General features: G+C 67.3%; 16 protein-coding genes. 11 read left to right on the forward strand and 5 right to left on the reverse strand.

The genetic code is table 11. The annotated features are described in order from the left end of the window. The 4 genes from V7S63_RS19495 to V7S63_RS19510 form a co-directional block, all read right to left on the reverse strand. Window positions 1-1,794, reverse strand: coding sequence for a branched-chain amino acid ABC transporter ATP-binding protein/permease (locus V7S63_RS19495; RefSeq protein ID WP_336531417.1), 1,794 nt, complete (start codon window positions 1,792-1,794; stop codon window positions 1-3). Next, the gene (locus V7S63_RS19500; RefSeq protein WP_336531418.1) at window positions 1,794-2,711 is read right to left on the reverse strand and encodes a branched-chain amino acid ABC transporter permease; all 918 of its coding nucleotides are present in this window, start codon (window positions 2,709-2,711) and stop codon (window positions 1,794-1,796) included. The genes V7S63_RS19495 and V7S63_RS19500 overlap by 1 nt, the downstream gene beginning before the upstream one ends. A gap of 173 nt (window positions 2,712-2,884) precedes the next feature. Further along, window positions 2,885-4,087 (reverse strand): ABC transporter substrate-binding protein, encoded by a 1,203-nt coding sequence (locus tag V7S63_RS19505; protein ID WP_336531419.1) that lies wholly within the window; start codon window positions 4,085-4,087, stop codon window positions 2,885-2,887. A gap of 57 nt (window positions 4,088-4,144) precedes the next feature. Then, complete coding sequence (locus V7S63_RS19510; protein WP_336531420.1) at window positions 4,145-5,464, reverse strand: hydroxymethylglutaryl-CoA reductase, degradative; 1,320 nt, start codon at window positions 5,462-5,464, stop codon at window positions 4,145-4,147. Window positions 5,465-5,625: 161 nt separating this feature from the next. Here V7S63_RS19510 and V7S63_RS19515 point away from each other — a divergent pair, with 161 nt between their 5' ends. Beyond that, the gene (locus V7S63_RS19515; RefSeq protein WP_336531421.1) at window positions 5,626-7,035 is read left to right on the forward strand and encodes an aminotransferase-like domain-containing protein; all 1,410 of its coding nucleotides are present in this window, start codon (window positions 5,626-5,628) and stop codon (window positions 7,033-7,035) included. A gap of 17 nt (window positions 7,036-7,052) precedes the next feature. On the opposite strand, the gene V7S63_RS19520 is transcribed toward V7S63_RS19515, so the two are convergent. Continuing rightward, window positions 7,053-7,961, reverse strand: coding sequence for a LysR family transcriptional regulator (locus V7S63_RS19520; RefSeq protein ID WP_336531422.1), 909 nt, complete (start codon window positions 7,959-7,961; stop codon window positions 7,053-7,055). Between the two features lie 116 nt (window positions 7,962-8,077). Between V7S63_RS19520 and V7S63_RS19525 the strand changes: the two genes are divergently transcribed. From V7S63_RS19525 to V7S63_RS19570, 10 genes are all read left to right on the forward strand, one after another. Next, window positions 8,078-9,511 (forward strand): NAD-dependent succinate-semialdehyde dehydrogenase, encoded by a 1,434-nt coding sequence (locus V7S63_RS19525; protein WP_336531423.1) that lies wholly within the window; start codon window positions 8,078-8,080, stop codon window positions 9,509-9,511. Window positions 9,512-9,538: 27 nt separating this feature from the next. Continuing rightward, window positions 9,539-10,519, forward strand: coding sequence for a dihydrodipicolinate synthase family protein (locus V7S63_RS19530; protein ID WP_336531424.1), 981 nt, complete (start codon window positions 9,539-9,541; stop codon window positions 10,517-10,519). Window positions 10,520-10,551: 32 nt separating this feature from the next. Beyond that, window positions 10,552-11,103 carry a 3-hydroxyanthranilate 3,4-dioxygenase gene (locus tag V7S63_RS19535; protein WP_091832556.1) on the forward strand — a complete coding sequence of 184 codons (552 nt, stop codon included), beginning with the start codon at window positions 10,552-10,554 and terminating at the stop codon, window positions 11,101-11,103. A 153-nt stretch (window positions 11,104-11,256) separates the two neighbouring features. Then, a complete protein-coding gene (locus V7S63_RS19540) occupies window positions 11,257-12,396 on the forward strand; it encodes an ABC transporter substrate-binding protein (protein ID WP_336531425.1) in 1,140 nt (379 codons plus the stop codon). Between the two features lie 75 nt (window positions 12,397-12,471). Then, window positions 12,472-13,386 (forward strand): branched-chain amino acid ABC transporter permease, encoded by a 915-nt coding sequence (locus V7S63_RS19545; RefSeq protein ID WP_336531426.1) that lies wholly within the window; start codon window positions 12,472-12,474, stop codon window positions 13,384-13,386. Further along, window positions 13,379-14,401 carry a branched-chain amino acid ABC transporter permease gene (locus tag V7S63_RS19550; RefSeq protein ID WP_442896485.1) on the forward strand — a complete coding sequence of 341 codons (1,023 nt, stop codon included), beginning with the start codon at window positions 13,379-13,381 and terminating at the stop codon, window positions 14,399-14,401. The genes V7S63_RS19545 and V7S63_RS19550 overlap by 8 nt, the downstream gene beginning before the upstream one ends. Next, window positions 14,398-15,150, forward strand: coding sequence for an ABC transporter ATP-binding protein (locus V7S63_RS19555; RefSeq protein WP_336531427.1), 753 nt, complete (start codon window positions 14,398-14,400; stop codon window positions 15,148-15,150). The genes V7S63_RS19550 and V7S63_RS19555 overlap by 4 nt, the downstream gene beginning before the upstream one ends. After that, window positions 15,150-15,851: an ABC transporter ATP-binding protein gene (locus tag V7S63_RS19560; RefSeq protein WP_336531428.1), complete on the forward strand. Its 702-nt coding sequence runs from the start codon at window positions 15,150-15,152 to the stop codon at window positions 15,849-15,851. Before V7S63_RS19555 ends, V7S63_RS19560 begins: the two co-directional genes overlap by 1 nt. Then, window positions 15,838-16,953, forward strand: a complete 1,116-nt coding sequence (locus V7S63_RS19565) for an alpha/beta hydrolase (RefSeq protein ID WP_336531429.1) — start codon at window positions 15,838-15,840, stop codon at window positions 16,951-16,953. Before V7S63_RS19560 ends, V7S63_RS19565 begins: the two co-directional genes overlap by 14 nt. Continuing rightward, window positions 16,950-17,771: an aspartate dehydrogenase gene (locus V7S63_RS19570; protein WP_336531430.1), complete on the forward strand. Its 822-nt coding sequence runs from the start codon at window positions 16,950-16,952 to the stop codon at window positions 17,769-17,771. The genes V7S63_RS19565 and V7S63_RS19570 overlap by 4 nt, the downstream gene beginning before the upstream one ends. Window positions 17,772-17,847 lie beyond the last annotated feature (76 nt).

Genomic DNA, 17,847 nt, shown 5'->3' on the forward strand with positions numbered 1-17,847 from the left:
TCATGCGGCGTCTCCGGTCAGGGCGGCATCATCGTCGGCACCGAGATAAGCGGCGATGACTTTCGGGTTCTGCCGGATCGCCTCCGGCCGCCCCTCGGCGATCAGTGCGCCATAGTCGAGCACCAGCACATGCTGCGAGATGCCCATGACCAGGTCCATGTGATGCTCGATCAGCAGCACGGTGACGCCAGCCTGCTGGATGCGGCGGATGACCTCGCCGAGCTCATGCGTCTCCTGCGGGTTGAGGCCCGCCGCCGGCTCGTCGAGCAGGAGCAGCTTAGGCTTTGAAGCGAGCGCGCGGGCGATCTCGAGCCGCCGCTGCAGGCCATAAGGCAGGCCTTTCGCCGGCTCGTGAGCGCGCTCGCCAAGGCCGAGATCGGAGAGCAGCGCCAACGCGTCGGCGCGGGCGGAGGCCTCCGCCCGGCGGCTCGACGGCAGTCCGAGCAGCGAGGCGGCAAGGCCGGTCTCGATATGGCGATGCGCGCCGAGCAGGACGTTGTCGAGCGCCGAAAGCTCGCCGAACAGCTTGAGGTTCTGGAAGGTGCGCGCGATGCCGAGGGAGGCGACGCGATGCGCAGGCCAGCCGGCGATCTCCTGGCCCTCGAAGCGGATGGAGCCGCTGCCCGGGGCGACATGGCCGGAGAGCAGGTTGAGCAGCGTCGTCTTGCCGGCGCCGTTCGGGCCGATCAGCGCATGGACTTTGCCGGCGCTGATCGCGAAGGAGACGGTGCGTACCGGCACGATGCCGCCATAGGCCTTGTAAAGATCCTTGACGACGAGGATTTCGCCGCCCGCTGCCGCCGCTGAGCTCGCCGCCAGAGCGCTGTGGCCGGCGACCACGGGCGCAGCCACTTTGCCCTGTCGCCAGCGCGCAGCGAAGCCGGAGACGGCACCGGCGATGCCGTTCGGCATCAGATAGAGCGAGAACAGCAGCAGCGCGCCATAGGTGAAGTGCTGCAGCGCCGGCCAGCGCGCCAGCCAGGCATCGAGCAGCGTCAGGATCACGGCGCCGAACAACGGCCCGTAGAGCGAGCCCGAGCCGCCGAAGATCACCACGACCAGCAGGAAGATCGAAAGGTTGAAGGTGATGAAGTCGGAGTTGAAATACTGGTTCTGCTGCGCGACGACAGCGCCGGCGAGGGCGCAGGTCACCGCGGAGATGACGAAGGCGAGCGTCTTGGCCCGCACCACGGAGATGCCGACCGACTGCGCCGCGGGCTCTGCCATCTGCACGCCGAGGAAGGCACGGCCATAGCGGCCGGCGAGCAGTGAGCGCAGCATCAGATGGGTGGCGATGCAGAGCGCGCCGACGAACCAGACCCAGTGCAGGTTGGTGAAGCTGACGCCGGCTATGGATGGCGCGCTGATGCCGTAGAAGCCGGCCTGGCCCTTGAAGATGTCGGTCCACTCCGTGACGATCTTCTCCACGACGATGCCGAAGCCGATGGTGACCATGGCCAGACTCGGGCCCGAGACGCGGACCGACGGCATGGCGATGACCAGGCCGAAGATCGCGCCGAAGCCGCAGGCCAAGAGCAGCGACAGCCAGGGCGAGAGGCCCCATTCGATATTGGCGATCGCCGCCGTATAGGCGCCGACGGCGAAGAGCCCGGCATGCCCCAGCGATTTCTGGCCGGCATAGCCGACCAGCACGTTGAGCCCGGCAGCCGCGAGATAGTTCACCCCGATCGTGAACAGAATCTGCAGGTAGAAATCGTTGAGGCCGAACAGGGGCACGAGCGCCAGCGCTGCTGCCAGCACCGCCAGCCCGATGGCGTGGGCGAGCGCCGGCATCAGATCTTCTCCACGCTGCGCGCGCCCATCAATCCGCTCGGGCGAACGACGAGGACGATGATGATCAGCAGGAAGATGGTGATCTCGCGCATCTCGGCGCGCCAGAGCCCGACCAGCGCCTCAACGATCCCGAGCAGGAAGCCGCCGAGCATGCAGCCGCGCGGGCTGGTCAGGCCGCCGACGATCGCGGCGGAGAAGGCCTTCAGCGCGATGCCGAGACCGATGAAGACGGAGGCCGTGGTGATCGGCGCGATCAGGATGCCGGCGAGCCCGGCGAGCGCCGAGGAGATGACGAAGGCGAGGATCACGATCGTCTCGACATTGATGCCGACGATCGCCGCCGCCTGCGGGTTGAAGGCGACGGCCCGCAGCGCCTTGCCGAAGCGCGTCTTGCGCAGGACGATGTCGAGCAGGGCCATGACGGCGACCGCGACGACCGCGATCAGCACCTCCTGCGGCCGGATACCGGCGCCGGCGATGCGCCAGACATCGCTGCCGAGCGGGGAGGGCACTGCGATCGAAGCCGGGCCCCAGATCGCCAATGCGGTGTTCTGCATGATGATGCCGAAGCCGATCGTGCTCAGCACCCAGTTGAGGCCGCCGGCCCCTACGAAAGGCTTGATCGCGCAGTAATAGAGCGCGATGCCGATCGCGCCGACCACGACGACGCTGGCGATGGTCGCCAGCACATAGGCCGTCATCGTCATCTCGGCCTGGGTGAGATTGCCGAAATGCGGCTTGCCGGCTGCCAGCAACAGCAGGGAAACGCCGACCAGGCTGCCCGGCACGAGGAAGGCGCCCTGGCCGAAATTGAAGGTCTTGGTCGTGGCGTAGGTGATGTTGAAGCCGAGCGCGATCAAACCGTAGATCGCGCCCAGCGCCAGACCGCTGGCCAGAGCCTGAAGGAATGCCGTCATCGTCTCTCCGCGCGTCCTTTGCGCCGACGCCGAACCTTGTGATCAGAAATCACGCGGTCGTCCCGGGCGACCGCAGGGAGACCCGGGACCCATGCCGGAACGGTTCGGGCATGGGTCCCGGGTCTTCGCTACGCTCCGGCCGGGACGACTAGCATAAGGGAGCTACGGACCGATCAGCGCTTGAGATCAGCCGCCGTCAGGCTTTTGACCACGGCGTCGTCGAGCTTGACCACGCGGCCGTCCTTCCACTGCGCGAGGTGGAAGTCGGCGACGCCGAGCGCCTCGTGCTGCTCCTTGCTGAACGGCTTCTCGTATTTTTTGATGATGCCCTGAACCGCGCCGAGGTTCTCCAGCGCCGCCTGCAGCTTCGGGCCGTCGGTGCCGCCCGCCTGATTGATCGCGGCGGCGATCAGCATCACTGCGTCATAGCCCTGCGCGGCCGAGACGAAGGCCGGCATGTTCGGATGCTTGGCGACAAGGCGCTTGTGCAGCGCCGCGGCGCGGTCGCTGGCATCCTCGGTGGTCGAGGCCGCGAAGATCGTCTTCTCGGCGAGCTTGGGGCCGGCGATGTTGACCAGCGGCGTGTTGATCGAGCCCCAGGTCGAGAGCAGGCCGGGATAGTAGTCCATCTTCTCCATGCTCTTCAGCACCTGCGCGGTCGCATCCGCCAGCGAGCCGGTGATGATCATGTCGGCGCCGGCCGCCTTCAATTTGGCGAGCTGCGAGGTCATGTCGGTGTCCTTCGGCCCGAACTTCTCGATGCCGACCGGCTTGATGCCGTGCAGGGTCAGGATCTCCTGGAGGTCCTTGGTCGCGGCCTGGCCGTAGCCTGTGGTGTCGGCGATGATCGCGATGTTCTTGCTCTTCGACGCCTTGACCGCATAAGCGGCGAGCAGAGCGAGCTGCTCGCGATCGACCATCGACACCCGGAAGATGTAGTTCTGCGGCTCCTTGGCGTAGCGGGCGGTGATGTCGGTCGCGGTCGCGACATGCGAGATCACCGGCACCTTCTTCTGCTGCGGGATGTGCAGCCAGGCGAGAGCATTGCCGGAGTTGGTCGGGCCGACCACGGCGGCGACCTTCTCGTTGTCGATCAGCTCGTTCATGTTCTGGATCGACTTCGGCGGCGCGCCGGCATCGTCTCTGACGACACCGACGACCTTGCGGCCGAGCACGCCGCCCTGCGCGTTCAAATCATCGATCGCCGCCTGGAAGCCGTAGAGACCGGAGAGGCCGAGCTCGGCCGCGCCCGAGGCCGACTGGTCGGCATTGTAGCCGATCTTGATCTCGTTCTGCGCGTAGGCCGGCAGGGACAGCGCGATGCCGGTCGTGACCATGAGCGCACCGAGCAGGCGGCGGGTGATGCGATTGTCCATAACGTTCCTCCGGTTGTCGTCCGCTTGCTGCGGTTCTGTGGTGAGAGTTGAAAAAGGTCAGCCCTTGCGCCGCTCGGCGAGCAGCTCGCGTGCCCGGTCGACGCGGACGTCGTGCGTGCGGGCGAGTTCGGTGGCGATCGCCTCGATCTCGGTGCCCTCCGCCCCGGCGACGATGGCGATGTTGCGGGCATGCAGCGCCATATGGCCGCGCTGAATGCCTTCGGTCGCCAGCGCCCTGAGCGCCGCCATGTTCTGGGCGAGCCCGACCGCGACGGTGACCTCGGCCAGCTCCTGCGCGCTGGTGACGCCGAGCAGGCGCAGCGACCATTGCGCCAGCGGATGGGTCTTGGTGGCGCCGCCGACCAGGCCTAGCGCCATCGGCAGCTCGATCGAGCCGACGAGGTTGCCGTCCTTGTCCTCTTCCCAGGTCGTCAGCGAGGTGTAGCGGCCGCTGCGGGCGGCATAGGCATGGGCGCCGGCCTCGATGGCGCGCCAGTCATTGCCGGTCGCGACCACGACGGGGTCGATGCCGTTCATGATGCCCTTGTTGTGGGTGGTGGCGCGGTAGGGATCGATCGCGGCGAAGGTATAGGCGTCGAGCATGCCGTCGATCATGCGCCGGCCGGAGAATTCCCTGGTCGCCAGCGCCGCCTCGGGGATGGTGACGCTTGCACGGGCCAGCCGGAGATCGGCGAGGTTGGAGAGGATGCGCAGGCGCACCGTGCCGCCGGTGATGCGCTCGACGATCGGCGCCACCGTCTCGGCCATGGTGTTGACGGTGTTGGCGCCCATCGCGTCGCGCACGTCGACGAGCAGATGCATGACGACGATCGGGCCGCGCGGCGTCTGCGGGAAGACATGGACCTCGATGCCCTGGCAGCCACCGCCGAGTGAGACCAGCACCTTGTCCTTGGCATTGGCGGCAGCGACGATCTCGGCCTGAGCCGCCAGCAACTTGTGGCGCGCGCCTTCGGGATCACCGACGCCGAGCAGCTGGACCTGTGCCCGCATGATCGGTCGGTCGCTGGAGGTGCGGAAGCCGCCGGAACCGCGGGCGATCCGGGCCATATAGGAGGCGGCGGCAACGACGGAGGGCTCCTCCACCGCCATCGGGATCAGGTAGTCCTTGCCGTTGACGGTGAAATTGGTGGCGATGCCGAGCGGCAGTTCGAAGGTACCGACGACATTCTCGATCATGCCGTTGGCGAGGGTGAGCGGCAATGCACCGGGCTGGGCCAGCAAGGCGCGGTCGGCATCGGCGAGCCCGGCCGCCGCGACAGCCTCAGCCAGCCGCTCGGCGCAGCTCAGATTGCGGTAGTTCTCGATGCGCGAGTTCACCTCGCGCCCGGCGGCGCTGCGCGCCTCGGCCGTCACCATGTCGTGTCCTCCCCAGCCGGGGTTTTTCATGCGCCTCGCGATCGGCATCGGCGCTTCTTCGGTTGACAAGCTCGGACAATCGCCGGAGAGCGGCAAGGCACAATTTTCGCAATGTCCCATTCTCTGTACCAGTAGATTGACTGGTACAGCCGCGAGGCTTGATGGACGAGCAGGCCGACAGCAACCGCACCGGCGCGATCGTTGCCCGGATCAGCCGGATGATCGACGAAGGGCTGCTCCAGCCCGGCCGGCGCATGGCCTCGCTGCGACTGGCGGCCGGCGAATACGGCGTCTCCAAGAACACCATGGTCGAGGTCTATGACCGACTCGTCGCCAGCGGCCGGCTCGAGGCCCGCCGTGGCGCCGGCTTCTATGTCCGCGCCCCCGGACAGCGGCCGAGCGAGGCGCCGCCGCCGCATATGAGCGAGGCGATCGACATCGTCTCGCTGCTCCGCGAACAGCTCTGCCAGGTCCATCCCGTTCGCGTCGGCGACGGCCGCCCGCCGCGCTCCTGGATGGAGGATTCCGAGCTCGGGCGGCACTTGCGCGTCCGCAGCGGCAAGGGCGACCTGCCGATCGAGCACGGCTACGGCGATCCGGTCGGCTACGCCCCCTTGCGCACGCAGATCGGGCTGATGCTGGCCGAGCGCTCGATCCAGGTCTCGCCGGCGCAGATCCTGATGACCTTCGGCGCCAACCACGCGCTCGACCTGATCATCCGACAGTTGCTCCAGCCCGGCGACACCGTGCTGGTCGACAGCCCCGGCTATTACCCTCTGTTCGGCAAGCTGAAGCTCGCCCGCATCGAGATGGCCGGCATCCGGCGGCTGCCGGACGGGCCGGATCTCGATGATCTTTCCGCGCAGATCGCGCGGCACCGGCCAAAAGTGTTCTTCACCCAGTCACTGGCGCACAACCCGACCGGCGGCTCGATCGCCCTGCCGATCGCGCATCGCCTGCTGCAGCTTGCCGCCCAGCACGATCTCGTCATCGTCGAGGACGACCCCTTCGCCGACGTGATGCCGGCGAGCGCGCCGCGGCTCGCCGCGCTCGATCAGTTGGAACGCGTGATCTATCTCGGCACCTTCTCTAAGACGCTCTCCGCGAGCCTGCGCATCGGCTATGTCGCCGCGAGCCCGGCGCTCGCCCGCTCGCTCGGCGACATGAAGATGCTGACCGTGGTCAATTCCTCCGGCTATCTGGAGCGGCTGGTCAGCGACCTCATCGCCAGCGGCCAGTATCGCCATCACCTCAAGCGCCTGAAGGAGCGGATTGGCAAGGCGACCCGCACCGCTTTCACCGGTCTGGAGCGCCTCGGCCTGCCGATCTTCTCGCGACAGGGCGGCGGCTACTATCTCTGGGTCGGTCTGCCGCCGGGTCTCGACGATCTCGCGCTGGCGCGCCGCGCCTCCGAGCAGGGCATCTTCATCGCGCCCGGCACGGTCTTCATGCCTGAGCGGCATCAGCTCGAAGGCAATGAGCGAGTCTCGGGCATGCGAGTCAACGTCGCCTATGCCGACGATCCCGCCCTCATGGCTTTCCTCCAGGCCGAATTGGCGGGCATCTCCTAGCACCAGCGGCGCCGAACTCAGTCGATGTCGGCTGGCGTCAGGCGGCGGACATGGCGGCGCAGGACAGTCTCGAACGTCGCCAGCGCCGGCGAGACCGAGCGGCCGCTTGGCCGGATCAGGACGATGTCGCGCGCAATCGCCGGGTTCGCCAGCGGCCGGGCGAGGACCCGGCGATGCGGCGCCGCCGCCCGCGCATAGGTCGGCAGCACGGCGACGCCGAGGCGGGCCTCGACCAGCGCCAGGGCGGTGGTGATCTGCGAGACCTCATAGGCCGGCACGAGCGGAATGCCGACAGTCTCGTAGGCGACCTCGACTAGCAGCCGGATACCGCTGTCGCGGGTCAGCGTGATCAGCGGCTCGCTTTGCAGCTCGCGCCAGTCGACGTCCGCATCGGCGAAGCGGCTGCCTGGGCTGCAGAACAGCATCAGCTGGTCGCGCGCCATCGAGATGCGCTCGATACCGTCCTCGATGGCGGCGAAGGTGCCGAGTCCGCAATCGACCCGGTTCGTCCTGACGGCTTCCACGATCGTGTCGGTGCGCGCGTCGAGCACCGCGACCTGCACGCCGGGAAAGCGTTCGCGCATCTCCGCAATCGCCTCGGGCAGGATCGCCGCCGCCAGCAATGGTGGGGCGGCGACGGTGATCTTGCCACGCCGACGCTCGGCGAGATCGTTGGCATTCTGGATGGCGAGGTCGAGGTCATGGATGATCTTGGCGGAGGCGCCCTGGAACTCCCGGCCCCCCTCGGTCAATTCGACCCGGCGTGTCGTGCGGTCGAACAGGCGGATGCCGAGTGCCTGCTCCAGCTCGCGCACCAATTGCGACAGCGCCGGCTGCGCCATGTGCAGGCGCTCCGCCGCCTTGGTGAAGGTGCCGAGCTCGGCGACGGCGAGGAACGCCTGGATCTGTCGGAGCGTGACTGCCATCACGATTTATAAGCAGATCCTCTGAATTCAGACAAATAAGCTGAATTCCATATGGTCATGGCCAAGGCCATCATGCCCCGACATCGCGCCGCTGGCCGCTCCGTTCGAGGCTTTTCATGACCGCCTATCCCGATCTCAAGCTCTATATCGGCGGCGCCTGGCGCAAGACCTCCGACAGCCTGCCTGTTCTTAATCCGGCCGATGAGAGCGTGATCGGCGCGCTTCCTGTCGCCGCTCGCGCCGATCTTGACGATGCGCTGACCGCGGCCAGGGACGGCTTCAGGGTCTGGAGCAGGATGTCGCCGCGGGCCCGTGGCGAGATCATGCTTAAGGCCGCCGCGCTGATGCGGGCCCGCATCGACGAGATCGCCCATGCGATCACGCTGGAGCATGGCAAGCCCTTCGCCCAGGCGCAGCTCGAGGTGATCCGCGGCTGCGAATTCTTCGAATGGGATGCGGCGGAAGGGCAGCGTACCTATGGACGGGTGATCCCAAGCGAGCCCGGCATCAAATATGTCGTGATGCACCAGCCGATCGGCATGGTCGCGGCGTTCTCGCCCTGGAATTTCCCGATGAGCCAGCCCTCGCGCAAGATCGCCGGGGCGCTGGCGGCGGGCTGCTCGATCATCCTGAAGGCGGCCGAGGAGACCCCGGCCGGTGCGCTCCACATCGCCCGGGCCTTGCATGATGCCGGGCTGCCGCCGGGCGTGTTCAACCTCGTCTTCGGGGTGCCGGCCGACATCTCCTCCTATCTGATCCCGCAGGAGCAGACCCGGCTGATCGCCTTCACCGGCTCGACCGCCATCGGCAAGCATCTGACCCGGATCGCCGCCGATCATATGAAGCCGGTGCTGATGGAGCTCGGCGGCCATGCCCCGGTGATCGTCTGCGACGACGTCGACCCGGTCGCGGCGGCGACGGCGTCGGCGATCCGCAAGTCGCGCAATGCCGGCCAGGTCTGCACCTCGCCGACGCGCTTCTTCGTACAGGAGCCGATCTACGAGGCCTTCGCCCGGACCTTCGCCGAGAAGGCGCGCTCGGTCGTGGTCGGCAACGGCCTCGATGCCGCAACGCAGATGGGCCCGGTCGCCAATCATCGCCGCATCGAGGCGATGGAGATGCTGGTGGCGGATGCCCGCGCCAAGGGCGCCAAGGTGCTGGCCGGCGGTGAGCGCATCGGCAATCGCGGCTATTTCTTCCCGGTGACCGTGCTCGCCGATGTGCCTGATGATGCAAGGGTCATGCGTGAAGAGCCGTTCGGACCGCTCGCGGTGATCAACCCGGTCTCGACCCTGGACGACGCGATCGCCAAGGCGAACGGCCTGCCCTTCGGCCTTGCCGCCTACGCCTTCACCCATTCGGCCAGCCGGGCCGACCGGCTCGCCGATGAGATCGAGGCCGGCAATGTCTCGATCAATACGCTGGAAGCCTCGGTCGCCGAGGTGCCGTTCGGCGGGGTCAAGGACAGCGGCTATGGCCGCGAGGGCGGCGCCGAGGGTTTGGCGCATTACACGACCATCAAGACGGTCTCGCACCGCATGGCGATCTGACCGGCAGGCGACAGGGAGATTGCCTACATGAAATACGCCAGGAAGGACGCGAAGGCTTACACCCGCGCCAACATGAAGGGCATCTGGGCGGCCGCGCTGACGCCGTTCACCTCCTCGCTCGCCATCGACGAGGACGGGTTCCGCGAGAATATCCGGCACTGGACAAACGATCTCGGCATCGACGGCCTGTTCATCGCCGGCAAGCAGGGCGAGTTCTTCGCGATGTCGGTCGAGGAGCGCAAGCGCAGCTTCGAGCTCGCCGTCGAGGCCACGGCCGGGCGCGGCCAGACGATCATGTCCTGCTCCGATCAGAACATGGACGTCGTCATCGATCTGGCCAAGCACGCCCAGAAGGTTGGCGCCGACTACATCGTCGTGCATGCGCCGCTGCTGCACTTCTTCAAGGCGCAGGACGAGACGCTCTACCAGTACTACCGGAGCATCGCGGAACAGGTTGACATCGGCATCGCGCTCTGGAGCCACCCGGACTCCGGCTATCTGATGAGCCCGCAGCTGTGCAACCGGCTCGCCGACATCGAGAACGTCGTCGCGATCAAGTACAGCGTGCCGCGCGCTATGTATGCCGAGCTCACCCGGCTCGCCGGCGACCGCATCCTGGTCAGCACCGCCTCCGAGGAGGAATGGCTCGACAACATCGTCGAGCTCGGCTGGCAGGTCTATCTCTGCTCCTCGCCGCCCTATCTGATCCAGACGGCAGCGGACCGGCGAATGCGCGAGTATACCGACCTCGCCTTCGCCGGCGAGGTCGAGAAGGCGCATGCAGTGCGCGACAGCCTGAACCCTGTGCGCGAGGCGCTGCGGACGACGCGGCCGGCCGAGAAGCCGCACGCGCATCAGAAATATTGGCAGGAACTGCTCGGCCAGGTCGGCGGGCGCGTGCGCGCGCCGCTGCTGGAGCTGACCGAAGCCGAGAAGGCGGCGACGCGCGCCGCCTTCGAGAGCTGCGGGCTGCAGCTTGCCGGTGCGCCGCTGGCCAAGGCTGGCTGAGACTTAAGGCTTGAACGACGGGAGAGACGGATATGGCGAGCGAAGGACGGCTGAAGGCCTTCAACTTCAAGAAGTGGATCGCGGAGAACGAGCACCTGCTGAAGCCGCCGGTCGGCAACAAGAAGGTGTTCGACGACGGCCAGATGACCGTGATGGTCGTTGGCGGGCCGAACCAGCGCGCCGACTACCATGACGACCCGGTGGAGGAGTTCTTCTACCAGCTCAAGGGCGACATGATGCTGAAGCTGGTCGATGACGGGAAGCACTACGACGTCACGATCCGGGAGGGCGACGTCTTCCTGCTGCCGCCGCATGTGCGCCACTCGCCGCAGCGCCCGCAGGAAGGCTCGATCGGGCTCGTGGTCGAGCCGGCGCGCCATGCCGACCAGGTCGACGGCTTCGAATGGTACTGCTTCGAGTGCAACGGCCTGGTGCATCGCATCGAGCTCAAGGTTGGGGATCTCGTGAAGGACCTGCCGCCGCTCTACGAAGCCTTCTTCGCCGACGAGAAGGCCCGCACCTGCAAGCAATGCGGCGCCGTCCACCCCGGCCGGAAGCCGCCGGCCGGTTGGGTCGCGCTCTGAGCGACGACGAAGGTGCCGGTTCGTCCGGCCACTTCGCGGCTCTTGCGCGCCCATTGGAAATTGCTTTAAGCTTAAAATAATTTCTGACAATCCGACGCGAATGATCGGAGGAGGGGAACCATGCAGCACCGTAAATCAGGATACCTGGGTTTGATGCTGGCCGCCGCCGTCGCCATGCCGGCGTTGGCCCAGCAGGCGCCGGTCAAGATCGGCATGGTCACGACGTTGTCGGGGCCGGGCGGCTATCTCGGCCAGGACATCCGCGACGCGTTCAAGCTCGCCATCGACATGAACGGCGGCAAGCTCGGCGGCGCGCCGGTCGAGCTCGTGGTCGAGGACGACGCGCTGAAGCCCGGCCAGGGCAAGCAGATCGCCGAGAAGATGCTGAAGACCGACGGCATCAAGATCATGACCGGGATCGTCTTCTCGAACGTCGCCGGCGCGACCGTGCCCGATATCGTCGATGCCGGGGCGCTCTATGTCAGCCCCAACGCGGCGCCGTCGAACTTCGCCGGCAAGGAGTGCAACGAGAACTATTTCGTCGTCTCCTGGCAGAACGACAGCCTGCACGAGAGCGCCGGCCAGCACGCCACCAATCTCGGCTACAAGAAGGCCTTCATCCTCGCGCCGAACTACCAGGCCGGCAAGGATGCGCTCGCGGGCTTCAAGCGCCTGTTCAAGGGCGAGATCGTCGGCGAGGTCTATACCAGGCTCGACCAGACCGATTTCGCGCCGGAGATGGCGCAGATCCGCTCGGCCAATCCCGACGTCGTCTTCCAGTTCCATCCGGGCGGGCTCGGCATCGCCTTCCTGCGCCAATACCAGCAGGCCGGCCTGCTCGGCAAAACCCCGATGGTGCTGGCCGAACCCTCGCTCGACGCGACCACGCTGAAGGCGGTCGGTGATGCGGCGCTCGGCCTCAGCGTCACCGCGCACTGGAACACCGATTTCGACAACGCCGCGAACAAGGCCTTCGTCGAGGCCTTCACCAAGGCCTACAACCGCGTGCCGACCTACTATGCCAGCCAGGGCTACGACACCGCGCTCGCCATCGCCTCAGCGCTGAAGGCGACCGGCGGCAAGACCGACGTGCCGGCGCTGCGCAAGGCGCTCGCCAAGGCCGATTTCCAGTCGGTCCGCGGCGCCTTCAAGTTCGGCACCAACCAGCACCCGGTCCAGGACTGGTACGCACTCAAGGTCGAGAAGGGCGCCGACGGCACGCCGGTGCTGAAGACCTCGGGCAAGGTGCTGAGCAATCACAGCGACGCCTACGCCAAGGATTGCAAGCTCTGAACCACTGACAAGCTCCCGCATCGACGGGGTGGGCTGCTGCCTGCCCATCCCGTCGCCAGCCGGACGTGACCAGCAATGACCCTCATTCTCGAACAATTGCTCAACGGCCTGCAGTTCGGCGTGATGCTGTTCCTGCTCGCTGCAGGGCTGACGCTGATCTTCGGCATCATGGGCGTGATCAACCTCGCCCATGGCTCGCTCTACATGGTCGGCGCCTATGCCGCCGCCTTTGCCGCGGCACAAACCGGCTCGGTCCTTCTCGCCATCCTGGCCGGCCTCGCGGCGGCGGCGATCGTCGGCATGGCGATGGAGCTGTTCGTGCTGCGCCGGCTGTATGCCCGCGACCATCTCGACCAGGTGCTGGCGACCTTCGCGCTGATCCTGATCTTCAATCAGAGCGTGACCCTTCTGTTCGGGCGCCAGCCGCTCTTCGTCTCGGTGCCATCCGTGCTCAATGGCTCGGTCCAGCTGCTGCCGGGGCTGACCTATCCGATCTATCGGCTGATCATCATCGCGGTCGGCCTTCTCGTCGCGCTCGGGCTCTACCTCCTGATCAATCGCACCCGCATCGGCATGCTGGTCCGCGCCGGCGCGACCCATCGCGAGATGGTCAGGGCGCTCGGCGTCGATATCCGCCTGCTCTACACCGCCGTCTTCGGCCTCGGCGCCCTGCTCGCCGGCCTCGCCGGGCTGATGGCCGGGCCGATCCTGGCCGTACAGGTCGGCATGGGCGAGCAAATCCTGATCATGACGTTCGTTGTCGTGGTGATCGGCGGCGTCGGCTCGATCCGCGGTGCCTTCTTCGGCGCCCTGCTCGTCGGCCTCGTCGACACGGTGCTGCGCGCCTTCCTGCCCGGCCTGCTGCGCCAGGTCATGACCGGCTCGGAAGCCGATGCGCTCGGCGCCGGCCTGGCTTCGATGGGCATCTACATGCTGATGGCCGTGGTGCTGCTGGTGCGGCCCAAGGGACTCTTTCCCGCCAATGTCTGATGACGCCATCATCCACACCGGCTCCCCCGCGCCGAGCACCGGCCGTGTGCTGATGCTGTTGGCATTGGCCCTCGGGCTGATCGCGCTGCCCTTTGTCGTCCAGGCGCTCGGCCAGCCGGCACTGGTGCCGCTGGCGACCCGCGTGCTGATCTATGCGATCGCCGCCGCCAGCCTGAACCTCGCGCTCGGCTTTGGTGGCATGGTCTCGTTTGGTCACGCCGCCTTCTTCGGCGTCGGCGGCTATGTCGTCGGCATCCTCTACCGCAACTATGTCGACGACAGCCTCTTCCTCGGCCTGATCCCCGGCACGAGCCAGCTGCTGATCACCCTGCCGGCCGCGATCCTGGTCGGCGGGCTGCTCGCCTTGCTGATCGGCGCGCTGTCCCTGCGCACCAGCGGCGTGCAGTTCATCATGATCACGCTCGCCTTCGCGCAGATGCTGTTCTTCCTGTTCGTCTCGCTGAAAGCTTATGGCGGCGATGACGGCATGACGATCCGGCGCCGCAACGAGCTCTTCGGCCTCAACACCCGTGACGACATCACCTTCTATTTCATCTGCCTCTCGATCGGCGTGCTGGTCTTCCTGGCGCTCTGGCGCATCGTCGGCTCGCGCTTCGGCATGGTGCTGGCGGGCATCCGCCAGAACGAGCGGCGCATGGCGGCGATCGGCATCGCGCCCTATCGCTACAAGCTTGCCGCCTTCGTCATCTCCGGCATGGGCACCGGCCTCGCCGGCGCTCTGATGGCCAACTATCTGCGCTTCGTCAGCCCGGACATGCTGCACTGGACCAAGTCGGGCGAGCTGATGATCATGGTCATCCTCGGCGGCGTCGGCACCCTGCTCGGCCCGCTCTTCGGCGCAGCCGCCCTCGTCATTCTCGAGACCGTGCTGACCTCATGGACCGAGCATTGGCAACTCGTGCTCGGGCCGATCCTGCTGCTCGTCGTCCTCTTCACGCAAGGTGGGCTCAACGGGCTGTTCAGCCGCCTCGGCATCGGCAGGAGCGCGCGATGAGCCAGCCGCTCCTCTCCGTCCGCGGCCTGCGCAAGCGCTTCGGCGGGCTGATCGCCACAGACAATGTCGACCTCGATGTCGTCGAGGGCGAGATCCACGCGCTGATCGGCCCGAACGGCGCCGGCAAGACCACGCTGCTGACCCAGCTCTTCGGCGAGCTCAGCCATGACGAAGGCGAGATCAGGCTGGAGGGCGTGCCGATCGACGCGCTGGCGACGCCGCAACGTGTCCAGCGCGGCCTCGCCCGCACCTTCCAGATCAACCAGCTGTTGCCCAATTTCAGCATGCTCGACAATGTCGCGCTCGCCGTGCAGGCGCGGCAGGGGCACAGCTTCCGCTTCTTCGGCGATGCCCGCCGCGACAAGGGCCTGCGCCAGCGCGCCCGCGAGCATCTGACCACCGCCGGCCTCGCCCATCGAGCCGAGGTCAAGGTCGCCGATCTCTCCCATGGCGAGCAGAAGCAGCTCGAATTCGCCATCGCGCTCGCCTGCGAGCCGCGCCTGCTCCTGCTCGACGAGCCGATGGCGGGCCTCGGCCACGCCGAGAGTGAGCAGATGGTCGCGATGCTCTCCGGGCTGAAGGGCCGCGTCACCATGCTGCTGGTCGAGCACGACATGGACGCCGTCTTCGCGCTTGCCGACCGGATCTCCGTGCTGGTCTATGGCCGCATCATCGCGACCGGCACGGCGCAGGAGATCCGCGACAACGCCGATGTGCGCACCGCCTATCTCGGCGAGGGAGACGCCTGATGCTGAGCGTGCGCAATCTCCAGTCGGCCTATGGCGCCAGCCAGGTGCTGTTCGATGTCGGCCTCGACATAGGCGAGGGCGAGGTCGTGACCCTGCTCGGTCGCAATGGCATGGGCAAGACCACGATGGTGCGCTCGCTGATGGGGCTATTGTCGCCCAAGGGCGGCGAAATCAGCTTCGACGGCCGCCAGCTCAAGGGCAATACGCCGGAGGCGATCGCCCGCTGCGGCATCGGGCTCGTGCCGGAAGGCCGGCAGGTCTTCCCGACGCTGACCGTGCGCGAGAACCTCGTCGCCACCGCAGCAAACCGGCTCAAGCGCTCTTCGCCCTGGACGCTGGAGCGTGTCTACGCCCTCTTCCCGCGCCTTGAGGAGCGCGCCGGCCAGTCGGCCCGCACGCTGTCGGGCGGGGAGCAGCAGATGCTGGCGGTCGGCCGGGCGCTGATGACCAATCCGAAGCTGCTGATCCTAGACGAGGCGACGGAGGGCCTCGCGCCGGTGATCCGGGCCGAGATCTGGCGCTGCATCGAAGCGCTCAAGGCACAGGGCCAGTCGATCCTGCTGATCGACAAGAACATCGCGGTGCTCAAGCGCCTGGCCGACCGGCATTACATCATCGAGAAGGGGCGCACGGTCTGGTCGGGCTCGAGCGGCGACCTCGCGGCCAATGCGGAACTGGTGCATCGCTATGTCGGCGTCTGAAAACAAGATCGTCGCGAGCAGTCTCGCGGTCGATCCCGTCGAAGCCTTGCGCGACACGCTGAGCGAGATCCTCGCCGGCCTGGTCGCGGCCGGCTGCGGCCCGCATCACCTGACCGGCATGGACTGGGAGAGCGCCGATCCCGCCGCCTTCCATCTCTCGCGCCATACGGTCGAATTGGCCTATCGCGAGGTCTTCGCCGGCTTCCGGCCGCCGATCCACCTTCAACTTGGAACGGAGCCGGGCCTGACCGTCCGCGCCCGCCATACCTTGCCGCAGCCGCTGCCCGACATCGAGGTCGAGGGCTATCCGCTGCGCGAGCTCGGCCGGCAGTACAGCCCGCGCCTGCAGGCCGACATGACCGCGCTGTTCCGGCGATGGAGCCGCGAAGGGGAGGCCTTCCGCGCCGGGCATGGCGGGCTCGACCTCGCCTATGGCCCAGGCCGCTTCGAGACGCTCGATCTCTATCGTCCCGCCGGCGTGGCGCGCGCCCCGATCTTCGTCTTCATCCATGGCGGCTATTGGCAGGCTTCTGACAAGCTCCAGCACGCGCAGTTCTCGCAGGGGCTGCTCGATGCCGGTTTCGCGGTCGCCCAGCCGAATTACGGGCTGGCGCCGGATACGCCGTTGGAGACGAGCATCGCCCAGACTGTCGCCGCGCTGAACGTCCTCGTTCGCGAGGCCGAAGCGCTCGGGCTCGATCCGGCGCAACTGCACATCAGCGGCCATTCAGCCGGCGGCCATCTCGCGGCGATGGCCTTGTGCGACCCGGCGTCGCCGCCGGTTGCCTCGGCGCTGCTGCTCTCCGGGCTCTATGATCTGGAACCGCTCGGTCACCTCCCGATCGGGCGCCTGCTCGGCCTCGACGATACCGAGCGCGCGGTGCGCCTCAGCCCGCTCGGTCGGCCGCGCCCTGGCAATGCACGCCTCGCCTTCGCCGTCGGCGAGGGTGAGAGCGACGCGTTCAAGCGACAATCGGCGAGGCTGGCGGCGGCCTGGCAGGCATCCGAGCCGCTGATCTGCCCGGGCCATCACTTCAGTATGCTCGATGGGCTCAACGGTGGCGCCCTGCTCGACCTCGCCTTGCGGACGGCAAGACCATGACGGCTCGTCGGCGCAAGCCGCTGAGGATCGGGCTGATCGGCTGGGGCGCGATCAACCGGCATGTCGTCCGGCTGTTGTCGCGATCGGCGGTTGCTGAAGCGGTCTCGATCGTCGCCATCAGCGTGCGCTCGCCCGAACGCGCGCAGGATATCCCGGCCGACGCCAGCCTGCTGACCGACCCGCAGCAGCTTGCCGGGCTTGATCTCGACATCGTGGCGGAAGCCGCAGGGCAGCCCGCCGTCGCGCTCTGGGGTGAGAGTGCCTTGCGGCAGGCGGGGGCGTTCGCGGTGACCTCGGCCGGTGCCCTCGCCCACACGGCGCTGCTCGAGCGCCTCATCTCGGTCGCCGAAGCCGCCGGCAGCCAGCTCGTCGTCACATCAGGCGCGCTCGCCGGCATCGATGCGCTCGCGGCAGCTTCGGCGCTGCCGCTCGACGAGGTCGTCCACGCCATCGTCAAACCGCCGGCGGCTTGGCGGGGCACGCCTGCCGAGAGCCTCGTCCCGCTCGATGCGCTGACCGCACCGGCTAGCTTCTTCATCGGCTCCGCCCGCGAGGCGGCCCGGCGCTTTCCCCAGAACGCCAATGTCGCGGTGATCTCGGCGCTCGCCGGCATTGGGCTCGACCGGACCCGCGTCGAGCTGATCGCCGATCCCGGGATCGCCGAGAACTGCCATCGCCTGAGCGCGCATGGCGCCTTCGGCCGCCTCAGTGTCACCATCGAGAACAGCCCGCTCGCCGACAATCCGAAATCCTCGGAGATGGCCGCGCTCAGTCTCGTCCGGATGATCAGCAACAGCGTCAGCCCACTCTGCCGTTGATCCTGCCGCCACTCGACCGGGCCTTTGCGGACTGAGATGATCCGCTGGTTGCGATTGCGCCGCGCTGCGGGTTGCC

It is taken from the genome of Allobosea sp. CCNWLY174 (assembly GCF_037120455.1).
In the GTDB taxonomy this organism is placed as follows: domain Bacteria; phylum Pseudomonadota; class Alphaproteobacteria; order Rhizobiales; family Beijerinckiaceae; genus Allobosea; species Allobosea lupini.